This is a genomic window from Streptomyces sp. NBC_01197, assembly GCF_036010505.1.
GTDB lineage: Bacteria > Actinomycetota > Actinomycetes > Streptomycetales > Streptomycetaceae > Streptomyces.
Genome location: NZ_CP108569.1, coordinates 3,312,193 through 3,334,643, shown reverse-complemented (window position 1 = coordinate 3,334,643; position 22,451 = coordinate 3,312,193). Strand labels below are relative to the sequence as shown.

General features: G+C 72.6%; 14 protein-coding genes. 7 read left to right on the top strand and 7 right to left on the bottom strand.

The genetic code is table 11. The features are described from left to right. From OG452_RS15135 to OG452_RS15125, 3 genes are read left to right on the top strand one after another with little or no spacing between them, the layout of a single operon-like run. A complete protein-coding gene (locus OG452_RS15135) occupies nt 1-2,145 on the top strand; it encodes a VMAP-C domain-containing protein (protein WP_327296119.1) in 2,145 nt (714 codons plus the stop codon). Continuing rightward, nucleotides 2,142-3,116: an AAA family ATPase gene (locus tag OG452_RS15130; protein WP_327296118.1), complete on the top strand. Its 975-nt coding sequence runs from the start codon at nt 2,142-2,144 to the stop codon at nt 3,114-3,116. Before OG452_RS15135 ends, OG452_RS15130 begins: the two co-directional genes overlap by 4 nt. Beyond that, on the top strand, nt 3,113-6,523 hold the full coding sequence (locus OG452_RS15125) for an SAV_2336 N-terminal domain-related protein (protein ID WP_327296117.1): 3,411 nt from the start codon (nt 3,113-3,115) through the stop codon (nt 6,521-6,523). Before OG452_RS15130 ends, OG452_RS15125 begins: the two co-directional genes overlap by 4 nt. A gap of 26 nt (nt 6,524-6,549) precedes the next feature. Here OG452_RS15125 and OG452_RS15120 read toward each other — a convergent pair whose 3' ends face one another. The 4 genes from OG452_RS15120 to OG452_RS15105 form a co-directional block, all read right to left on the bottom strand. Further along, entirely contained in the window at nt 6,550-7,431 is an 882-nt protein-coding gene (locus OG452_RS15120; protein ID WP_327296116.1) for a carbohydrate ABC transporter permease, read from the bottom strand. After that, the gene (locus OG452_RS15115) at nt 7,428-8,408 is read right to left on the bottom strand and encodes a carbohydrate ABC transporter permease (RefSeq protein WP_327296115.1); all 981 of its coding nucleotides are present in this window, start codon (nt 8,406-8,408) and stop codon (nt 7,428-7,430) included. The genes OG452_RS15120 and OG452_RS15115 overlap by 4 nt, the downstream gene beginning before the upstream one ends. Before the next feature lie 11 nt (nt 8,409-8,419). Next, nucleotides 8,420-9,760, bottom strand: a complete 1,341-nt coding sequence (locus OG452_RS15110; protein ID WP_327296114.1) for an extracellular solute-binding protein — start codon at nt 9,758-9,760, stop codon at nt 8,420-8,422. 128 nt (nt 9,761-9,888) lie between these two features. Continuing rightward, nucleotides 9,889-10,923, bottom strand: coding sequence for a LacI family DNA-binding transcriptional regulator (locus tag OG452_RS15105; RefSeq protein WP_327299643.1), 1,035 nt, complete (start codon nt 10,921-10,923; stop codon nt 9,889-9,891). A 193-nt stretch (nt 10,924-11,116) separates the two neighbouring features. On the opposite strand from OG452_RS15105, the gene OG452_RS15100 reads away from it, so the two are divergent. Further along, the gene (locus OG452_RS15100) at nt 11,117-13,033 is read left to right on the top strand and encodes a glycoside hydrolase family 2 protein (RefSeq protein WP_327296113.1); all 1,917 of its coding nucleotides are present in this window, start codon (nt 11,117-11,119) and stop codon (nt 13,031-13,033) included. Between the two features lie 93 nt (nt 13,034-13,126). Here the strand turns inward: OG452_RS15100 and OG452_RS15095 are convergent, their stop codons facing one another. Next, nucleotides 13,127-14,182: an aldo/keto reductase gene (locus OG452_RS15095; protein ID WP_327296112.1), complete on the bottom strand. Its 1,056-nt coding sequence runs from the start codon at nt 14,180-14,182 to the stop codon at nt 13,127-13,129. A 381-nt stretch (nt 14,183-14,563) separates the two neighbouring features. Between OG452_RS15095 and OG452_RS15090 the strand changes: the two genes are divergently transcribed. Then, nucleotides 14,564-16,330: a SpoIIE family protein phosphatase gene (locus OG452_RS15090; RefSeq protein WP_405565516.1), complete on the top strand. Its 1,767-nt coding sequence runs from the start codon at nt 14,564-14,566 to the stop codon at nt 16,328-16,330. Between the two features lie 35 nt (nt 16,331-16,365). Here the strand turns inward: OG452_RS15090 and OG452_RS15085 are convergent, their stop codons facing one another. Beyond that, entirely contained in the window at nt 16,366-16,839 is a 474-nt protein-coding gene (locus tag OG452_RS15085) for a Dps family protein (protein ID WP_327296111.1), read from the bottom strand. Nucleotides 16,840-16,983: 144 nt separating this feature from the next. Further along, nucleotides 16,984-18,678 carry a bifunctional 3'-5' exonuclease/DNA polymerase gene (locus OG452_RS15080; protein ID WP_327296110.1) on the bottom strand — a complete coding sequence of 565 codons (1,695 nt, stop codon included), beginning with the start codon at nt 18,676-18,678 and terminating at the stop codon, nt 16,984-16,986. Between the two features lie 232 nt (nt 18,679-18,910). Between OG452_RS15080 and OG452_RS15075 the strand changes: the two genes are divergently transcribed. Then, on the top strand, nt 18,911-20,059 hold the full coding sequence (locus OG452_RS15075) for a DUF2786 domain-containing protein (RefSeq protein ID WP_327296109.1): 1,149 nt from the start codon (nt 18,911-18,913) through the stop codon (nt 20,057-20,059). 232 nt (nt 20,060-20,291) lie between these two features. Further along, nucleotides 20,292-22,430: an FUSC family protein gene (locus OG452_RS15070; protein WP_327296108.1), complete on the top strand. Its 2,139-nt coding sequence runs from the start codon at nt 20,292-20,294 to the stop codon at nt 22,428-22,430. Nucleotides 22,431-22,451: the final 21 nt, after the last annotated feature.

Genomic DNA, 22,451 nt, shown 5'->3' with positions numbered 1-22,451 from the left:
GTGGGGTGGTTCCGTACCGCCGGGGACGTGGACGACGACCCGTCCCTCCATGTCGTGTCCGTACTGCGGGCCGAAGGAGACAAGGCCGCAGGCGCCGGCTTCGTACTCGGCGCCGACACCGTGCTGACCTGCGCCCACGTCGTCAACGACGCCCTGGCACGCGACATGTTCGAGTCCCGGTCGCCGGGGGCCGTCGAGATCCCGGTGGAACTTCGCGACACGGCGCGGACGCACCGGTACTCCGCACGTGTGGCGCACTGGATCCCACCACGCGGCCGGGACGGCGGCGCGGTCCGCAAGGGGGAAGACGAGTGGCTCGGCGACCTCGCGGTGCTGCGCGTCGACGCCCCCGCAGCGGGCCTGCCCGCCGTCGGCCGGGCCGCCATGGCGGTCGGCCAGGAGGTCGGGGCCTGGCACGGCGGCGGGAGGGGCGCCACCCACGCCCGCCTCACCGTCACCTCGCTCCACCGCTCGCTCGGCTACCTGGACGGTGAGCTGAACGGCATGGCGGTCGGCGCGGGCTACAGCGGAGGACCGCTCTGGTGCAGGCACGAGGGGGCCGTCGTCGGGCTCGTCGTCGCGCACTTCATGCCGCCCCGCGACCCCCGTACCGGCGCCCCGCTCCCGTACAGCCCCCAGCATCTGGTCCGGCGCAGCTGGGCCGTCCCCTGGCAGCGTGTCGAGGCCGAACTGCGGCCCCTGGGCGTCCTCGACGCGGTACTTCCCGCAACCCCCGGCCCGGAGGACCCCGCCTTCATGCTGCTGGCGGAGGCGATCGCGGAACTCCTGCCGGTGATGAGCGAGCGCATCGACCGCGCCCAGCGGCTGGCCACTGCGTGCGGCATCGAGAAGGGCAGCGGCGTCACCCCGCCCACCCCCGAGGAGTTCGCGGAGTTCCTCCTCACCCACCCGCGCGCCCTGGCGGCCCTCTCCGGGATCCTGCGCCGCGAAAGCCCGGAGGCCGCCGACCGGTTACTGGCGGCGGGCGCCCTGTCGCGCACGCCCAGGCTGCTGTCCCCGCAGGAGTACGCCGCGCTCCACAAGCACCTGCGGAACATGGACCGGGCGGCGGTGCTGGCCCGTTTCCCGGAGGCGGTGCGCGCCGCGCTGCCGCATCTGGCCGCCCGGCCCGGCGGGGACTCCCTGGACGAGCTCCTCGACCACCTGGAGGTGCTGCCGGGCGACGGCCACTCCGCCGGCCGGGAACGCAGGGTCCCGGCGCTGCTGCGTGTCATGGAGTACGTCGGTGCGCTGGGCACCAAGCACCGGGAGGCGGAGCTGCGGATGTGGGCGGACGGGGTGGCCCAGCGACTCGGCATCCCGCGGATGGCACTCGGCGAGCGCCGGGCCGACGCCCAGGAGTGGGTGCGCTCCGTGCGGGGCCGCTCGGCACGGGTGCGCGTCCTGGTGCAGGTGACGCGGGCGGAGCCGGGCCGCCACCACCTGCGGAGCTGGTGCGACGAGGGGGCCGGGCCCCGGCAGGTGTCGACGGACAGCGCCGTGTCGTACTCGGCGTCGGAGGCGGCGCGCGAGGTGCTGCGCGTGCTGGACTCGCTCACGCCCCCGGCCGGGGACGAGCGGCCGCCCCTGGTCGAGGTGCTGGTGGACCGCGGCAGCCTGAACCTGCCCGTGGACGAGTGGGAGGCGCGGGACCCGGACGAGATCGTGCCGGGGGTGCTCGGCGTGGAGTATCCGCTGGTCGTGCACTGCCCCGAACTGCTGCGCAGACACGGCCGCTTCATGTCCCACTGGCGCACCAGATGGAACCGGCTCGACTCGGGGAGGACCGTTGTCGTCTCGGAGTCCATGGACCGCGACGCCGTCTACTCCACTCTGGTCAACCAACTCGACACGGTACGCGTCTCCGTGGATGTGCCACCCGGCCCGCGTGACGGCATCGTGCAGATCTGTCTCGCGCTGGGCATACCTGTGGTGGTGTGGGACCGCGGCCGGGACGGAGCCTCACATGTCGTCGAGCACATGGCGGACGTCGCCACCCGGGAGCTGCCCGACGGGGTGCGCGGCTACCGGGCGAACGCCATGGCCAGCCCGCCCGAGTTCCCCGGCCGCCCAGTCCTCGCCTGGGCCGACGCCGACCGCACCGTGCCCCGACTGCATCTGACCGAACCACAGGAGAGCACATGACATCCGCCCCCGATGCCGCTCCGGACGCCGGTGCCGACGCCGACTGGCGGCTCTTCCGCGGCGACGGCGTGCCCCGGGCCATCGCCCTTCCGGCGGCCCCGCCCTGGCGGCGCTTCACGCCGGTACGGTCGATGCGCCCCGAGCTGCCGTATCTGATCGAGCCCCGGCACGCCGACGTCGTCAACGCGGCGCTGCACCTGCGCCGTCCGCTGCTTGTGACCGGTCCGGCCGGCACCGGCAAGTCGTCGCTCGCCCGGGCCATCGCGCACGAACTGCACCTGGGCGAGCTGCTGCGCTGGCCCGTCAACAGCCGCTCCACCGTCAAGGACGCCCTCTACCAGTACGACGCGATCGGCCGGCTGCGCGAGACGACGCTGAGCCGGGACCGCGGCGAACGCGAGCCGTCCATCGGCACGTTCATCCGGCTCGGCCCGCTCGGTACCGCCCTGGTGCCCTCGGCCACCCCGCGTGCCCTGCTCATCGACGAGATGGACAAGGGAGACGTCGATCTGCCCAACGACCTGCTCACCGTCTTCGAGGAGGGCGTCTTCGACATCGCGGAGCTGACCCGGCTCCCGGAGGACATGGCCGACGTGGAGGTGCAGAACCTGGACCACCGGGGCACCGTCCGGGTGCACCAGGGGCTCGTCCAGTGCGCGGAGTTCCCCGTCGTGGTGATCACCAGCAACGGCGAGCGCGACTTCCCGCCGGCGTTCCTGCGCCGCTGTGTACGGCTGGACCTGCCGGTGCCCGACGAGGAGCGGCTGCGCGCCATCGTCGCCGCGCACCTCGGCGAGGAGGCGCTGCGGGAGGCCGAGGACCTGATCGAGGTCTTCCTGCGCCGCCGGGCCCCGGGCGAACTCGCCACCGACCAGCTGCTCAACGCCGTGTTCCTGCGCGCCGGCGGGATCGACCTGGACGCGGAAGGGCTGCTGGACGCCGTACTGCATCAGCTCACCGGGGCGTTGTGACCGCGGCGGGGGGCCCGGGAGCAGCAGGCGGCGGGCCGCTCGCCGATGCGCTGCGGGTCCTCTCCGCCTGCGGCCACGACCTGGACGCCGACCAGGTCCTCGACGTGCTCTGGCTGGCCCGCAGGCTGCCCGCCGGTGAGGCCGCGCCGCTCCACCAGGACGAGCCCGCCGCCGCGCCGCCCCCCGAACCGCCGGACTCCGGACCGGACCCGGGCGGCCCGCGGCAGCCCGTACCGGAGGCCGACGACCCGGATCTGCCCGACCTCACCACCCCGGCCCTCTACGCGGCGGCCCGTCAGGGCGCGGCCACCCCCGGGGCGCGGCCCCCGCAGCCGGGCCCACAGCCGCACAGGGCGATGCCGCTGCGGGTACCCGAGGACAAGGCACTCGCCGACGAGCTCGAACTCGGCCGGGCTCTGCGGCCGTTGCGCCGCAGACGGGACAGCAGGCACCGCACCGAGATCGACGAGGAGCGCACAGCGGCCGGGCTCGCCGAGACCCGGCTGGCCGACGTGGTGCAGCGGCCGGTGCGGGAGCGCTGGCTGAACCTCGTCCTGCTCGTCGACGACGGCCTGTCGATGCTGCTGTGGCACCGCCTCGGTACGGAGCTGCGCGCCCTGCTGGAGCGGCTCGGCGCCTTCGCCACCATCCGGGTACTCGGTCTCGACACCCGCGCCCCGCACCGACCGCGCCTGCACGCGCGGCCGTTCCACCCGGCCAGCGCCGAGCTGCCCCTGAGCATCGTCAACGACCCGTCCGGCCGCACCCTCCTGCTGGTCGTCAGCGACGGCATGGGCGCCGCCTGGCGGGCCGGCGCGATGCACGAGCTGCTGGCCGCGCGGGCGGCACGCGGCCCGGTCGCGGTACTGCACACCCTGCCGCGCGACATGTGGGCGGCGTCCGGCATATCCGCCGAGAGCTGGCGGGCCACCACCCGGCACATAGGCGGTGCCAACGCCTCCTGGGAGATCGCGGATCCGGTACTGCCCCGGGGGCTCGCCGACTTCGACGGGGTGCCGGTGCCCGTCCTGGAGCCGACGGCCGGCTCGCTGCGGGACTGGGCGCGGCTGCTCGCGTCGCCCGGCACCACCGTGGAGCTGCCGCTGCTGTCCGGCCCCGCCCGGTTCGGGGCCGTGGCGCCCTCCCGTGACCTCGGCAGCGTCCAGCACTTCCGGGACGCGGCCACCCCGGAGGCGTACCGCCTCGCGGCTCATCTCGCCGCGGTCTCCCCGCTGTCCGTACCGGTGATGCGGCTGGTGCAGACCGCGGTGCCGTGGAAGGCCGGTACGTCCGACCTCGCAGAGGTGTTCCTCGGCGGTCTCGTACGCCCGCATCCGGCGCCCGTGCCGGGGCCGCTGCCCGCCAAGCACCGGATCTTCGACTTCTCCGACGAGGCCAAGGCGGTGCTGCTCGACGCGGTCCCGCAGGACGAACTGCTGCACACCAGCCGCCGGATCGGACGCCGCCTCGGGGAACTCGCGGGCAACTCGCCCGACTTCCCGGCCTGGCTGGCCCATCCGGACGGCACCGCCGAACTCCCGGGCTCGCACCACCCGTTCACCAGCGTCGAGCGCCGGCTGCTCAGTCGGTTCGGCGTCTCCTTCGGCGGCCCGGCGTCCACCTCGGGGCCGGTGCGCGAGCCGGCCGGCCCCGATGCCGACCCCTGGGAGCCGCTCACCGAGGAGGACCCGCGGCAGCTCGGCGACTACGAGCTGCGCGGCCGTCGCCGCGGGCGCCGCACGATCGTCTACCGGGGAGCCGGCCCGGCAGGGGAGGCGGCCGTGCTGCGGATCGCGCGCCCCGATCTCCCCGCGGCCAACAACCGGTTGATCGAGGTGGAGGCCGAGGTGCTCCGCCGGCTCCAGGGGGTGTGCGCTCCCACCCTGCTCGCCGGCGGGCTCCGGGACTCGCCGCGCTGGCTCGCGATGACGCCGATCGCCGAAGTGGGCACGCCGGACGCCCAGCCACCGCGCCTCGGGGACATCTACGCGCAGGCGGTGCTGGGCGGTTCCGCCCCCTTCGACATCCTGCGCGGGCTGCTCGTCGCCTGCTACCTCGCGAACGCCCTCAGCGTGTGCCACGTCAACGGCATTGTGCTCGCCGACCTCGACGCCGACAGCGTGTTCGTCCTGCGGCGGGCCGTGGTGCTCGGCGACCTCTCGGACTGTGCGATCGACGGGGAGTACCTGGGCCCGGGCCCGGTCCCGACCCGCGAGGACAACATGCGCTCACTCGGCGAGCTGCTCCAGCTCATCAGCAGCAAGGCCGGCCTGGAGCTGCCGGGCCTGCCGGACGGCATGCATCTGTGGCAGGGCGGCGCCTGGGACCAGCTGCGCGGCCTGGTGCGGCGCTGCCTCGACGAGGATCCGGCGCGGCGTCCCGCGGCGAGCGAGCTCGCCGAGCTGCTGGCCCGGTACGTCGCCAGGGTGCGGCTCCAGCGGAGCGGCGAGCCGGTCCCGCTCTCCACCGGGCACCGGCCGGCGGCGCGGGTCCCGCTCGACCCGCCCCGGGGCGGGGGCGAGCCCCGGCCGGCCGGCAGCGGTCTGCGGCTGCCGCGCTTCGGCTCCGCCCGCCGCGAGACACTGGCACGCCTGGAGCGGCTGCGCAGGCCACTGACGTACAGCAGGCGGCTGACCCTGGCCGGTGCCTACCACTACAGCGGACGGGCCACAGCGACGATGGTGCTCGGCTCGCTGCTCGCCTCCGTACGCGCCGAGCCGGTCCTGGCCCTCGACGGTGCCGCGTCCGAGGGGTCGCTCGACGCCTTCCTCACCGGGCGCAACGAGGCCGTCGTACGCGACCTGGTGGCGCTGGACCCGAACCCCTCGTACGCGGAGATCCGTGCCCTCACCACCCGGCTGCCGTCGGGCCTCGAAGTGATGGCCCACCGCGGCGGCCACTTCAGCCAGAACCCCGCGCACGCGCAGGAGTACGCCCGGGTGATGGCGCAGACCGCGCCGCACTACTCCTGTGTACTGACCGACTGGTCCCGGCTGCGGCTGGACCGTTCGGCCCGGGTGGTCCTGGACCACACGGACCGGCTGGTGCTCTGCTGCGGCACCGCGGACTGGTTCCTCGACGCGGCGGTGCGGACCCTCGAAGACGTACGGGAGGCCGGGCACGAGCGGGTGGCGCGCGAGGCGGTCGTGGTGGCCGCCGAGGTCGGCGGGTCGTCCGGCCGGCGGCTGCCCGCCTCCTTCGCCGGGCGGCTGGGCGTGGACCCCGGCCAGGTGGTGCACGTCCCTTTCGACGCGGCGCTTCAGTCGCCCGGCTGGGAGCTGGACTGGCTGCGGACGGCCACGGTGAACGCGTACATCCGGCTCGCGGAGCTGGTCCTTGGCCCCGAGGACCCCGGGGCCGGAGGCCCTGACGGGGAGCCGGGGCCCGGCTCCCCACCCGCTGCTTGATCCCGCCCGCTGCTTGATCACGCCCGTCACTTGATCCCGGTGGTCGCCACGCCCTGCGCGATCCGCCGCTGGAAGACCAGGAACACCGCGATCAGCGGCAGGAATCCGAGCACCGATGACGCCATGACCTCCGCGTACTGGATGTTGCTGTTGTTCACCAGGGACGCCAGGCCCACCGGGATCGTCTGCGACTTGGTCTGGTTCAGCACCAGCAGCGGCCACAGGAAGGCGTTCCACGAGTTGATGAACGTCAGGATCGACACCGTCGAGATCGCCGGGCGGCAGATCGGCATACAGATCGTCCAGTAGACCCGCCACCAGCTCGCCCCGTCGATGCGCGCGGCCTCGATCAGCGGGACCGGGATGCCCTTGAAGAACGCCTGGAAGATGAAGACCGACACCGGCGCGGCCACCGACGGCAGGACCAGCGCCCAGTAGGTGCCGAGCAGATGCAGCGACCGGTACTCGATGAACTGCGGCAGGATCAGTGCCTCGGTCGGCAGCATCAGACCTGCGGTGACCAGCGCCAGGACGACGTTGCGGCCGGGAAAGCGGAGGAAGGCCAGGGCGAAGCCCGCCATCGAGCAGAAGGCCACGGTGAAGACCACCGCGAGGACCCCGATGACCAGGCTGTTCAGGTACCAGGAGCCGATCGGATAGGTGTCCCAGGCGTACGAGTACGCGTGCAGGGACCAGCCACCGGCGAAGGGCGACGTCGGTTTCGCGGTGATCGAGCCGTCCGGCCGGAGCGAGGTAATGAGCGCCCACGCGAACGGGACGAGCCAGATCAGCGCGAACAGGGTGAGACAGACGGCGCAGAGCCGGTTGAAGAGCTTCGCGCCGTTGACGGTGGGCGCCGCGGACGAGCCCGCCGTACTGACCGGCCGTGGCTGGGTGAGGCTGCTCAAGGGGTCCTCCGCTCGGGCAGCGGTGCGGTGCGGGGCGCGGCCGGGGCCGTGGACCGGCGGCGCAGCGCGTACCAGGCTGTCGAGATCGCGACGATGATGACGAAATAGACCATGGTGGCGGCGGCGCCGTAACCACCCCGGTAGGAGGTGAATCCGGTGTCGTAGATGTACTCGATGACCGGCCGCGTCGACTGGTCCGGCCCGCCGCTGAGAAGCAGATAGATCTGGTCGAAGACCTTCAGCGAGGCCAGCACTTGGAGGATCAGCACCAGCCCGGTGGTCGGGCGCAGCAGCGGCACGGTGATCAGCCGGATCTGCTGCCAGGGGCTCGCCCCGTCGATCGCGGCGGCCTCGTAGACATCCGGCGGGACGTCCTGGATCGCGGCCGTGTAGAGCACGAAGTTGAAGCCGAACGTCCACCACAGCGTCATGAGGATCACCGCGGTCCAGCCGCCCGACGTGCTGCCGATGAAGTCGGGCACCGGCAGGCCGACGGCGCCGAACAGCTTGGGGAGCAGGCCGACCTGGGGTGTGTACATCCACAGGAAGATCAGGGCGACCACGGACGACGGCACCACGTACGGCGCGAAGAACGCCAGCCGGTAGAAGACCCTGCCCCGCCGGATCCGGGACGCGAGGATGGCGAACAGCAGCGCCAGGGCCACCAGCAGCGGGGTGGTGATCAGGGTGAACAGCACCGAGTGCCACATGGCGTCCCAGAAGAGGGAGTCCCGCAGCACCTGGGAGTAGTTGGACACTCCCACCCAGTCGCCGAGGCCGTCCTTCACCGTGGTCGTGTTGAAGAAGCTCAGCACGATGCCCATCAGCAGCGGGCCGCCCAGGAACAGCAGGTAGACGACCAGGAACGGGGTACTGAGCAGCAGGCCCGCCCGCCGGTCGGAGCGGGGCGGCCGGCCGCGCGCCGCCCGTACGGGTGCGGGGCGCCGGGCCGGCCGCGTCGAGGCGACGGTCGTCATAAAACTGCCTCCTACTTCATCGTGACCGGTGGTCGGGCCGTGGTGTAGCGCTTCAGATCCGCCCGCATGGCGCCGACCGCCTTCTTCGGGCCGAGCCGTCCCGCGAGTACCTCGATGACGGTGGCACCCACGGTGTTCTGGAAGTCCGAACCGGCGCCGGTGTACCAGGCGACAGGGTCGTACCGGGCGTTGAACGCCGCCTGTACGTAGTTGCGTTGTGGCGACTGCCCGAGAAACGCCTTGCTGCGCTGGCTGGGCAGCCAGGCCGGCACATGGCCGCCGTGTGCCCAGGTGGCGCTGTTGTCCAGCAGGCTCTTGATGAACTGCGCCGCGTGCGCGGTCCGTGCGGGGGAGCGCTTCGGATTGCGCGGGACGACGAGCGCGTGCGAGTCCGCGTACGCCACCGGCTCCGGCCCGAGCAGCGCGGGGAACGGCACCACGTTGAAGTGAAGGCCCTTGACGAGCCGGTACGAGGGGATCTGCCACTCCCCGTCGAAGAGGAACCCCGCCTTGCCCGTGCTGAACAGGGCGTTCGCCCCCGACCCGTTGAGGCTCTTCGGCATCAGGCCGGTCCGGGTCAGGCCCTGCATGAAGTCGAACGTCTCCTGCATCGCCTCGGTGTCGATGTCGATCGTGGTGCCGGAGCCGGTGACGACGGGGCCCGCGAGCCCGGAGTAGATCATGCTGAACCAGCGCCAGGCGGTGGACGGGTCGGCGGTAATGGACATCGCGGCGCCGTACTGCGCGCCCGCCTCCTGCATCGCTTTCACCGCGTCGGTGAAGGCGGCCCGGCCCTTCATCGGTTTCAGCCCGTCACCGGCTGCGTTGAGCAGGCCGGCCTTCTTCGCCAGGTCGACGTTGTAGAAGAGCACGAACGGGTGGGTGTCCAGCGGCACCGCGTACGCCGTGCCGTTCACGGTGGCCTTCTTCCAGGCCGCCGGGGTGAACCGGTCGGGTGTGACGCCCAGTTCGGTGACGCCCGTCTCGGCCACCGGCTCCAGCAGGCCCGCGGCCGCGAGCAGCGGCAGCCGGGACAGATGGGAGATGCCGACGTCGGGCGGGGTGCCGCTCGCCGTCGCAAGCGCCAGCTTGGTGTAGTACGGGTTTCCCCAGCCCAGGATGGTCGCTTCCACTGTCGTGCCGGGGTGCGCCGTGCGGAAGGCGTTCTCCATCAGCGTCATGTTGGCGCCGTCGCCGCCGGTGAACAGGTTCCAGAAGATGACGTCGGCGGTGTTGGGCTGGGAGCCCGTCAGGCCGGAGGCCAGCGGGGATGAGCACGCGGACAGCCCGCCGGCCAGGGTCAGGCCGCCGCCGAGAGCCAGGAAGCGCCGGCGCGCCATCGCTCCGCTCATAGGGGTATTCACCTCGTCAATTCGATGTGAACTCGATGGCGAGACCTTGGCACACGATTTGCATCGTTGCAATAGATTGGTGCGGGGGATGGGGTGGTGGCTGTTCTCGGTCGGCCGGTGGCCGGGGGTCAGATGGCGGTCCGGCGCTGCGAGGACTCGCGGACGACCAGCCGGAAGGGCGTCGACTCCCGCTGGGCCGGCGCACCACCTGATCCCCGACCGGTGTTCTCGCCGTCCGGCTGCCGGTTGATCTGCTCGTCGAGCAGGGTGAGGGCGCGCTCCGCGATCACGTCCAGGTCGGGCGCGACCGAGGTGAGCGGCGGGTGGGTGTACGCCGACTCCGGGACGTTGTCGATGCTCGCCAGGGCGACGTCGTCGGGCACCCGGACGCCGGAGGCGTTCAGCGCGTGCAGGGCGCCGACGGCCAGCGCGTCGTTGAAGGCGAAGATCGCGTCCGGCAGGGGGCCACTGCCTTCAAGGAGCTGCCGCACGGCTTCGTAACCCTGGGCCCTGTTCCAGTCCTTAACCGGCTCGACCAGCCAGTTCACCCGCCGCACCCCCGCTGCCGACAGGGCCTGCCGGTAACCCTCGACGCGCTGGCGGCCGTTCTCGCTGCCGTTCCGGCCGAGCGCGACGATACGGCGGCAGCCTTGCTCGACCAGGTGCTCCACGGCGGTGCGGGCGGCGGCCACGTTGTCGATCCCGACTCGCGGGAAGCGTGCCCCGACATCGTGCTCACCGAGCATGACCAGCGGAAAGTCCGGAGCTGTGGTGGCCGCGACGTCGGTGGCCGGCACGGTCAGGGCGCTGAACAGGACACCGTCGGCCACATTGGTCAGGCCGCCCGCGAGGATGCGCCGTTCGGTCTCGCTGTCGCCCTCCGTCGACTCGACCAGCACCGTGATGCCCCGCCGGGCGGCGGCGCGGATGACGGCCTGGGCCAGCTCGGCGAAGTAGGGCTCGGCGAGGAAGGGCACGGCCAGTGCGACGAACCCGGTGCGGCCTGAACGCAGGCCGCGGGCCAGGTAGTCCATCTTGTAGCCCAGCGCGTCCAGCGAGTGCTGCACCCGGGCGCGCATCTCGGGGCTGACGTGCGTGTAGCCGCTGACCACGTTGGAGACGGTCCGCACCGATACACCGGCATGCTCGGCCACATCCCGCATCCGTACCCTGCCCACCGGCGCGTCCCTCTCGGTCGGTTACCGCCGACGGCGGCCGGCGTTCGTGTGTGCTCATGCGTTGGTCATGCGTTGGTCGTGCTTTCCGCAGTTCCTTGCATCGATGCAAAGGTTCACTCATGATGAGCGGAATTCGATTGTACGAAACCCGATGGCCGGTGAGGCAGAAGGAGGAGCCGTGAGGGCGAGTGAGCAGGAGGGCACGTATCCGAGGCCGCTCATGTGCCGTGAGCAGTGGAACAGCCTGGACGGCACCTGGGACTTCGGATACGACGACGCCGACGCGGGTGAGCGCGAGGCGTGGTTCTCCGGTGACGCCGCCGGCGGATTCGACCGGGAGATCACCGTTCCCTTCCCGCCCGAGGCACCCGCTTCCGGCATAGGCGAGACCGCGCCGCACCCGATCGTCTGGTACCGCCGCAGCATCGCCCACGGGACGCTGGTCCCCGCCGACGCTTCCCCGGGCGGCCGGACACTGATCCACTTCGGTGCGGTCGACCACCGCGCCCGGGTCTGGCTGGACGGCCGGCTGGTGGCCGAACACGTCGGCGGGCAGACGCCGTTCACCGCCGACGTGACCGACGCGATGCGGCCGGACGCCACCGAGCACATACTCGTCGTACGTGCCGAGGACGACCCGGCCGACCTCTCTGTCCCGCGCGGTAAGCAGGACTGGCAGGAGCGGCCGCACGCCGTCTGGTACGAGCGGACCACCGGGATCTGGCAGAGCGTCTGGACCGAGACGGTCCCCGCCCAGCACATCACCGACCTCGCCTGGATCCCCGACCCGCAGCGTGGAGTCGTGGCCGAGATCGTTCTCGCCCGGCCGCTGCCCCGGCCGCTCACGATCGACATCGTGCTCCGCGCCGGCGACCGAGTACTGGCCGAGACCTCCACCGTGACCACCGGCCGCCGTACCCGGATCGAGATCGCGATCGCCGCCCTGCGCAACGGCATCGACCGGGAGGCGCTGTGGTGGACCCCTGAGTCGCCCACCCTGGTGGACGCCCGGGTCACCGTGCGCGACCTCGGAACGCCCGCGGCCACCGACACCACCGCCGGCACCGACACCGCAGGCGCCGCCGACACCGTGGACAGCTATCTGGGCCTGCGCAGCGCGGGCGTAGGGGCCGGCGCCTTCCTCCTCAACGACCGACCCTGCTACGTGCGTTCCGTACTGAATCAGGGTTACCGCCCGCGTACCCTGCTCGCCAGCAGCGGTACCGGCGAACTGCGCCGCGAGGTCGAGCTGATCAAGGCGATGGGCTTCAACGCGGTCCGGGTGCACCAGAAGGCGGAGGACCCGAGGTTCCTGTACTGGGCCGACCGGCTCGGCCTGCTCGTCTGGGGCGAGACCGGCGCGGCGTACGAGTTCGGCACGGACGCCGTCGAACTGCTCACCCGTGAGTGGCTGGACCTGGTACGGCGCGACCGCAGCCACCCGTCGATCGTCACCTGGGTGCCCGTCAACGAGAGCTGGGGCCTCTCCGACATGGCGCACGATCCGGCGCAGCAGCAGTACTCGATGGCCCTGGCCGCCCTGACCCGGGCCCTGGACCCGACGCGCCCGGTGCTGTCCAACGAGGGCTGGGAGCACACCGACAGCGACATCCTGGGCGTCCACGACTACACCAGCGACGCGGGCCTGCTGAAGGAACGCTACGGAGACGCGGCGGGCTTCGCGGCGGTACTGGCGGGCGGCGGCCCGCAGGGCCGAGTGGTCTCCCTCTCGGAGCGGCAGAACGAGCGCTTCGAGGCGGGTGAAGCGCCGCTGATGATCACGGAGTTCGGCGGGCTCTCGCTGGCGGGTGGGGACGACGACTTCTTCTATACGCAGACCAGTTCCGACACCCAGTACGCGGAACTGCTCGGTGCACTTTTCGGCGAACTGCGGAAGAGCCCGCTGGTCGCGGGCTTCTGCTACACGCAGTTCATGGACACCGCCCAGGAGACGAACGGCCTGCTCTTCCCGGACGGCACCCCCAAACTGCCGCTGGAGACGATCCGCGGGATCGTCACGGGGGTCACGGGGGTCGCGGGCGGGGAGAAGCCGACGGATGCGGAAGGCTCTGCGGGGGTCTGGCCCGGGCGGTAGACCTACGCAGGGGGTGGGACCTCGGAGGGGCGGCGGGCAGGCGGGGCGCCTGTGCTCCTGCCCGTCCGCCGGGCGGCTGCTCCGGACCTCCCCTCAGAGGACTTCCCCCGTGGTGCGCCGACGGGTCGAGCGGCGGTCGTCGATCTCCGCCCAGCGGTCCCCGTACACGTTCCGGGTGATGCCCGGCTCCCGCAGGAAGTCGTGCGGGAAGCCGAGCGGGACGGCGCTCGCCTCGTTCAGACGGGCCAGGGCTCCGTCGTCCAGCCGGACGTCGACCGAGGCCAGGTTGTCCGCGAGCTGGCGCTCCTCGGTGGCGGCGATGATGGGGATGATGTTGCCGGGGCGGCTGCGCAGCCAGGCCAGAGCCACCTGGGCCGGGGTCCAGCCGCCCTGTTCGGCCACTTCGATGACCGCGGTGATCACCGCGTCCTCATTCTGGTCCCGGTCGTCCGGGTCGGCGCCGTCCAGGCGGCCGGTCCCGCCCCAGCGGTACTTGCCGGTGAGCTTGCCCGCCGCCAGCGGCGCCCACGCCAGCACGGCCAGGTCGAACGCGCGGGCCTGCGGCAGGAGTTCGCGCTCCGGCGTGCGCTCAAGCAGGTTGTAGCGCAGCTGAGAGCCCGCGAAGGAGGTCCAGCCGCGCAGCTCGGCCAGGGTGTTCGCCTGCGCGATCTCCCACGCGGGCCAGTCGGACACCCCGATGTACTGCACCTTTCCGGACCTGACCAGATCGTCCAGGGCTCGCATCACCTCATCGACCGGGGTGAAGTTGTCGCGGGCGTGCACCCACAGGACGTCGACCCGGTCGGTACGCAGCCGGCCCAGGCTGGCCTCCACCGACTGCACGAGGTTCTTGCGGTGGTTGCCCGCCGAGTTGACGTCGGCGGGGTCGATCGCGCAGGTGTACTTGGTCGCCAGGACGAACCGGTCCCTGCGCCCTTCCAGCAGCTTCCCGAGAATGCGCTCCGAGCTGCCCTCGGTGTAATTGTTGGCGGTGTCGATGAAGTTGCCGCCCGCTTCGGCGTAGGAGTCGAGGAGGCGTCCGCTCGTGTCCTCGGTCGCGCCCCAGCCCCAGTCGTCGCCGATGGTCATGGCGCCCAGGCTGAGCTCGCTGACGCGCAGGCCTGTCCTGCCGAACAGTGTGTAACGCACGGTGTTCCCTCCGGTCGGGTGGTACGTACGGCGTGGGGGGCCCGACGCTATGAGCTGGAGCACGCTCCAGCGCAAGCTCTCGCCTCCCGTCCCGTTCCCCATCCCGTTTCCCCTCCCGGCCGCCACGTGCAGGCCGAGGCAGGTCGTACCGGAGCTGTCGGCCCGTCCCGTCCCGTCCCGTCCCGTCCCGCTCCGTCCCGGGCGGTCGGGCACCCGGGGCGCCTGCCGCGCTCGCCCCGTCCCCGGGTGCCGAGCCTGTCTGAGGGGTCCAGCGCATGTCCGACGGGTCCCCCGGAGCCGGTCCGAGAGTCGCCGCGCGCATCCGCTTGGGCCCTGCGGATGGGCCCCTGGCGGATGCGTGCGGCGCCGAAGCGGCCGACCATGGAGGTCAGGGCGATCGCCGATCACCGTCCCGCCCCAGGAGGTCCCGTGTGCGCCGATGCGCCGGATGCGCCGGATGTTCCGCCTGTCCTGCCCCCAGAGGGGGTGGAATACCTGGAAGCACTGTTCGGGGGAACCCCGGTGGGTATCTGCGTGCTCGATACGGAGCTGCGCTATCTGTACGTCAACCCCGCCCTCGAAGAGATGAACGGCATTCCGGCGGCCCAACATCTCGGCCGCACCGTGGAGGACATCCTTCCGGAGCTGAACGTGCCCACGGACCTGCTGCGCGGGGCACTGGCCGACGGCCGGGCCCGTGAGGTGACGTCCAACGGCCGTACGCCCTCGTCGGACCATCCCGGGCTGCGGTTCTGGCAGGGCGCCTGTCACCGCGTCGAACAGGGCGGGGAGGTCCGCGGGCTCGTCCTGATCATGCTGGAGGTGCTGACGCCGCGCCGCCGGCACGTGGAGTACGAAAGGGTCAGCCGACATCTGACGATGCTCGACACGGCGGCGAACCTGATCGGTACGACCCTGGACATGGACACCACCTGCGGTGAGCTGGCCGATTTCGTGGTCCCCGAACTCGCCGACGTGGCGACCGTCGAGGTGTTCACACCGGAGATCGGCCAGTCGGTGCGGCCTCCGCCCGCCGGGGTGGTCCGGCTGCGCAGAGCGGGAATGACGGCGGTACCGGGTCTCGCGGAGGCGGTGCGGCAGTTCGGGGAACCGGGGCAGTACGCCGACTACCAGGAGGGCGGAGCCATCCCGCGCTGCCTGGAGACGAACCAGCCGGTCCTGGAGAACATCACCACCGACGCCCAGCTGACCGCGTCCGCGCCGACCCCCGAGCGCGTCGCTGTCTACCGCGCGCTCGGCTTCCACTCCGTATGCATCGTGCCGCTCACCTCCCGGGGCCGGCCGCTGGGCTGCCTGGCGCTCGTACGGGCCGGGGACTCACCGTCCTTCACCGAGCAGGACGTGGTGGTCGCAAAGGAGCTCGCGGTCCGGGCCGCCGTCGACCTCGACCACGCCCGCCGCTACACACGTGAGCACGGCATCGCCCTGGAACTCCAGCGCGCACTGCTCTCCGAACCGCGCGAACCCCACCCGCACATCGAGGTCGCCACCCGCTATCTGCCGGTCGGCCAGGGCGCGGAGGTCGGCGGCGACTGGTTCGACGTCGTGCCCCTGTCGGGCGACCGCCACCTGAAGGTCATGGGCGATGTGATGGGGCACGGGGTCGACGCGGCTGTGGCGATGAGCCACTACCGGTCCATGGTGCGGCTCCTCGCCCAGGACGACCTGCCGCCGCACATCATCCTGGAGCGGCTCGACCTGATGGTGGAGAAGGCGGGCATCGACCGGGCCGCCACCTGTCTGCTGGCGGTCGTGGACCGCTTCCGGGGAGAGTGCCAGGTGGCCAGCGCCGGTCATCTGCCGCCGGTGTTCATCGACCGCGGAGCGGGCGCCGTGATCGCCGACATACGGGTCGGACCGCCGCTCGGCACAGGGCTCGGCGGCTACGAGACGATCTCGCTGCCCTGTGGTCCTGGAACCGTGCTGTTCATGTACACCGACGGCCTGGTGGAGCGGAGGGACGAGGACATCGACGTGTCCGTCGGCCGGCTGGCGAGCCTGCGGCTCCCGGTCGGCGGGACCCTGGAGGGCCTGCTCGACGAGGTGCTCGACCGGTTCGGCCGGGACGCGACGGACGACATCGCGGTCCTCGCGTCCCGGATCCGCTCGGGGCAGCCGCAGGTGTAGCCGGTGTCCGCAGGTGCGGGTGGTGTCCTGCCGGGTCAGACGTTCTCCGCCTGGAACATCCAGCGCTGCTTCTCCAGCTCGGCGGTCAGCCCGATGAGCAGGTCCTGGGAGACCGGGTCCGGCTCGTCGGTGGCCGCGATCGCGCCGCGCAGCCGGGTGATCGCACCACCAAGCGCGTTCACCATGAGCTCCACGACGTCGTCGTCGGAGATCCAGCCGGTGGCAGGCTCCGGCAGCTCACTGGTCTTGGCCAGAGCGGCGATACGGCCGTCGGGCGGTACGCCGATGGCGGAGGACCGCTCGGCGACCGTGTCCGCGTAGTCACGTGCCGTGGTGACCACCTCGTCGAGCTGGAGGTGGATGGAGCGGAAGCGCGGCCCCACCACATTCCAGTGCACCTGCTTCGCGAGGAGGGAGAGGCCGAGCAGGTCGACCAAGGCGCCCTGGAGAGCCTTCCCGGTGGTCTCGCGTGCCGTGTCGGGCAGGGTGCTCTTCACGGTGGCAGTCATAGTGCGTGCACTCCTCACGTCGATTTCGCTGATTTCGCTGTGCTGTGTGCTGTGTGCTGTGTGCTTGTGCTGTGTGCTTGTGCCGTGTGTCTGTTCATGCGCGTACCCGAGGATCCGGCGGACACTCCTCGCCGTGCGAACCGGTCATTTCGCGTCGGCGTAGCACTCCACTACCGCCGTCGTGAATGGGAACCGCACCGGCGTCTCCCCGAAGGCGATCCGCCCGGCCAGCTCACCGGCCGCCCGGATCGCCTCGACCACCTGGGGCGCCTCGTCCCGCGGGCAGTGCACGATCACCTCGTCGTGCTGGAAGAAGACCAGCTCGGCGCGGAGCCCCGCGGTGTGCAGAGCGCGGCGCAGCGCGGCCAGCATCAGCAGTGCCCAGTCGGCCGCGCTGCCCTGGACCACGAAGTTCCGGGTGAACCGGCCCCAGGCACGGGCGTCCGACGAGCGGGGTCTGCCCGATGCCCCGGACTCCGGCGACTGACCCGCCGCTGATTCCTCCTGCGGGATGCCGGCCTCGTCACCTTCCTCGGCCCCGGCCGCCGGTGGGCTGGTCCGTCCCAGCCAGGTCCGTACGAGCCGTCCTTCCTCGCCCGCCTTCGCCGCGTCGTCGACGTAGGCCACGGCTGCCGGGAACCGGCGCCGCAGCGCCGCGAGGTTCTTCAGGCCGTCCCCTGAGGTCTGGCCGTACACCGCGCCCAGCAGTGCGAGCTTGGCGTGGGCGCGGTCGCCGCTGAACGCCCGGTCGGAGAGGGCCGCGTACAGATCCCCGTCGTGTCCCGCCACCTCCATCAGCCCCCGGTCGCGGGAGACCGCCGCCAGCACCCGGGGCTCCATCTGGTCGGCGTCGGCCACCACCAGACGCCAGCCCTCGTCCGCGACGACCGCCCGCCGGATCACCTTCGGGATCTGGAGCGCCCCGCCGCCATTGGTGGTCCACCGCCCGGAGACCGTCCCGCCGGGCTGGTACTCCGGGCGGAAGCGCCCGTCCCGCACCCAGTCCTGGAGCCACCCCCAGCCGTTGGCCGTCCAGATCCGGTAGAGCTTCTTGTACTGGAGCAGCGGACGCACCGCCGGGTGCTCGATTCCCTCGATCTCCCAGCGGCGGGTCGACTTCACCCGGATGCCGGCCTGGGCGAACGCCTTGATGACGTCGGCGGGCAGCTCCGGTCTGACCCGGCGTCCGAAGGCCGCCGACACCTCGTCCGCCAGCTCCGCCATCCGGCGCGGCTCGCCGCCGCCCGCATACCGCTCGCCGAGCAGCTCGTCCAGGACGGCCCGGTGCACATCGGCCCGCCAGGGCAGCCCGTCCCGGTGCATCTCGGCCGCCACCAGCATCCCCGCCGACTCCGACGCGGTCAGCAGCCGCATCCGGTCCGGGTGCGCGGTGGTCCCGTACCGGACGAGCTGGGCCGCGTACACCTCCAGGAGCGCGCCGAACTCCATGGGAACGGGGGCCGGTTCGAAGAGGGAGGACTGTGCGCCGGGCTCGGCGGACCGGGGACGCGGATCAGGCGGCACGGGCGCCCGGTGCAGCCGCGCCCAGGCCGCCGCGGCCGAGCGCGGCTCGCCGTACCGCCCGTCGTGGCCGAGCAGTAGCAGCTCCGCGTCCTCGATGTCGTAACACCGCTCGACCCGCACCCCGGCGGCGAGCAGCCGCGGGTAGATCTCGGCGGTCGAGCGCCACACCCACCGCCCGACATCCGGCCGGGCCCGCACCGCCTCGACCAGGTCCGGCTCGAAGACCACGTCACCGGCGGGCAGCCCATCGCCGCCGAGTGGCGCGAGGTGTGCCCCGCCGCCCTCCGCCGTCGCCAGAGCCCACCTTTCGGCCATGTGATCGAGTGTGGCAGCCACCACTGACAATCGGCCGGAGCCGCCGGCCGGGCCCCGCTTGCAAACCCCTTTGTCCACAGCCTGTGGGCAAAGGGGTTTGCAAGCCGGGCCTGCCCTGGGCGTCCGGACCTGCTCCGGGCACTGGGAGACCGGGCCCGGAGATGGAGACCGGGCCCATAGATACTGGGCCCATAGGTACTGGGTGCACGGAGGCTGGGCGGATGGGCGACGTATGGAATCGGTGACCGACCGGGCTTTCGCCGCGGCCCTCTACAGCGAGGGCGACGCGGGCCTGGACACCGGAGCCTCGCTGCTCGCCGCCGACCCGGCGGCCGACGCGGAGCTGAGCCGGCGTGGCGAGGAGTTCCTGCGCAGGGTCTGGCAGCGGGGGTGGCAGCCCGCCGACGTCGTACGGCTCGTCCGGCGTGATCTGGCCGACCGTCACGTCCGGCTCCTCGCGACGCTGATCACGGCGGAGGTACGGGCGTACAAGCGGCTGCCGCCGCGCTGGCAGACCCAGCTGGACGAACTGGCCGCACCGCCCTGGGAAGCCGACCGGTTCTCGTACGCGACCGCCCTCCTGGAGCTGTACCGGCTGCTCCTGCGCCTCCCGGCCATCGAACCGGTGGGCCCGGCGCCGGGCACCGATTCGCTCCTGCCGCCCCACCACCACGCCGAGCCGCGCGCGCTCGGCCGGATCCGCGCGCTGCTCGCCAAGGCCGAGGCGACCGACTACGCGGCGGAGGCCGAGGCGCTCAGCGGCAAGGCGCAGGAGCTGATGGCCCGGCACAGCATCGACGAGGCGCGGCTCGCGGCCGAGGGACACCGTACGGACACCCCGGCTGCCTGCCGTATCGGCGTCGACCCTCCGTACGAGACGGCCAAGGCGGTCCTGCTCGACGCGGTCGCCACCGCGAACCGCTGCCGCGCGGTCTGGAACAGCGCGTTCGGCTTCTCCACAGTCGTCGGCTTCGAGCCCGACCTGGAGGTCGTCGAGCTGCTCCACACCTCACTCCTGGTCCAGGGGATGGCCGCGATGACCCGCGCCGAGGCGGCGCAGCGGGCGGGCGGGCGCAAGCGGACAAAGACGTTCCGGCAGTCGTTCCTGACGGCGTACGCCAGCAGGCTCGGCCTCCGGCTCGCCCGCACCGCGGACGAGGTGGCTGCGGAGGCCGCGGGCTCGCTGCTGCCGGTGCTCGCGGAGCGGGACGTGGCGGTGGTGTCCGAGGCGGACCGGATGTTCCCCGAGACGACCGTGAGCCGGGTGCGGGGCGGCACGGACGAGGCGGGCTGGCTGGACGGCACGGCGGCGGCGGACGCGGCGGGGCTGGGGCCGGAGGGGTCGGAGGGGCCGAAGGCCCGGCTGGGGCCCGGGGTCTGAGGGTGGGGGTCCGACGGTGGTGGCCTGACGGCGGGGCCTGACGGCGGGGCCTGACGGCGGGGCCCGCCCCGGGCCCGCCGAGTCCGGAAGCGGGCGCGCCGCCCACCGCGTCCAACACCCCAGCCGCGCCCGGCACCCCGCCCGCACCCAACACCCCAGTCGCACCCAGCCCCCAGTACTCCCATGCGTCCGATATGCCCCGCTAATCCACTATCCCGCTACTCTCAGACCCATGACCTGGCTCCGGGCCCTGTACGCGACCGCCCGCTCCGGGCTGACGATCGAACGGCGGCGCCTGGAACCGCTCATCGCCTTACGCGGCGCCGCCGGCCTCGCCCTGGTCGTCCTGCTCAGCCTCGCCATCTTCGGCCCCGCCGTTGCGGCCAGCTCCGCCTTCGGCGCGTACCAGGCCGCCATCGCCAGTTTCCAGCGCAGCTGGCGCGCCCGGCCGGTGCTGGCCCTGCTCTCGGGCGGGACGCTGGCCGTGTCGACCTTCCTCGGCTACCTCTCCGGTGTGCACACCGCCCTGTTCACGACGCTGATCGCGCTCTGGGCGTTCGTGGCGGGGCTGGCCTGGGCCGTCGGGCCCACCGCGGGCATCATCGCCGCGTCCAACGTCGCGATGATGCTGGTGACCGTCACCCTCCCCACCTCCGTGCCGGCCGCCGCCGGTCACGCCGCGATCATCGCCTGCGGTGCGGTCATCCAGGCCGGCCTCATCGTCCTCTTCCCCATCCGCCGGTGGGGAGCCCAGCGCGACGCCCTCGCCGACGCGCTGGCCGCCGAGGCCGACTACGCCCGCAGGCTGCGCCACGATCCGGTGGCCCCCTTCGACCCGGAGCCGTTCGTGAGGGCCCGCAGCGCCGCCGCCGTCACCCGGCGGCAGGCCCGCAGGCGCCCCGCCGAACTGCACGGCACCCGGGGCCTCGCCGAGCGGATCAGGCCCGTGCTCGCCTCCCTCGCCGACCCGGCCGTCGGCGCCGCGGCGGACGGACCCGAGCGCCAACGGGTACGGGAACTGCTGGCCGCCGCCGCTTCCGTACTGGACACCGCGGCCCACGCCGTCCGGCACGGCGAACCGGTGGTCATCTCCGCCCCGGCCCTCTCCGTACTGGAGGCCCCCGACAACGCCGACGTGCTCACGGGCCCCGCCCGCCGCGCCGCCGCCCGGCTCGCGGCCCTGCTCCGCGACGTCGTCGAGACGGCGCAGGGCGAGGGCACCACGACCGACACCGAGCCGCTGCTACGGCCAACGCTGGTGCGGATGGCCCCGGTCGTGGTGCGGACCATGCGCAAGGAACTGCACAGCCATGACTCACCGGTCCTGCGCCACGCCATCCGCACCGCGGTGGTCGCCGCGGTGGGCTATCTCATCGGCTTCGTCCTGCCGTTCGGGCACGGCTACTGGGTGCCGCTGGCCTCCGTGATGGTGATGCGTCCGGCCTTCGCCCAGACGTACGGCCGCGCCGTCGCACGCTTCGGCGGCACACTCGTCGGAGTGTCGGTCGCCACCACGGTTGTCCAGCTGGCGCATCCCGGGCCGTACCCGTCCGGGGCGCTCGCGGTGGTCTGCGCGGGGCTGATGTTCCTCCTGATGCGCACGGGGTACGCCGCCAGTTCGGCCTGCATCTCCGCCTACGTGGTCTTCCTCCTCGGCATGAGCGGACTCGGCGTCGGCCAGACCGTCCGGGACCGGGTGCTGCTCACCCTGATCGGCGGGCTGCTCGCCATGATCGCGTACGCCGTCTATCCGGCCTGGGAGACGCCCAGGCTGCGCAACCGGCTCGCCGACTGGCTGCTCGCCGACGGCCGTTACGCGGCGGCGGTCGTCGCGCAGTACGCCGATCCGGCCGGCGCCCGCAGGACCGATGTCCGGGAGGCGGTGCTGGCCGCGCGCACCGCCAGGATCGCGTGGCAGGAGGCCCTGGAGCGGGCCACCCACGAACCGGTGCGCCACCGCGGCCTGTCCAGGTCGGCAGCCGCCGACGCGGAGCAGGCGATGGCGCAACTGGGCCGGGCCGCCATGCTGATGGAGGCACATCTGCCCAGCCGCTCCACCACCCCCGTACCGGCGGCGCGCGACGTCGCGGACGCGCTGCTCCACGCGGTCGAGCGGGGCGCCAAGGACATCCGGCAGCGGCGCGTGCCGCACTGGGACGAGGTGCGCGAGAACCTCGCGGTGTGGGACGGCGAAGGCGTTCCCGACGAGGTCGTACGCAGCGGGGTGGGACTGCTGCTCGACGCCCTCGACGAACTCACCGCGGCCCTGGACCAGGAGGCGACCCGGCCCAGGTCCGGATCGGACCAGACCTCGCGAACCGGGCCTGAGTCATCTGGGAGGCCCTCACCCGAGAGGCCCGGGGAGCCCTAGGAACCGCAGGAACCCTACGAA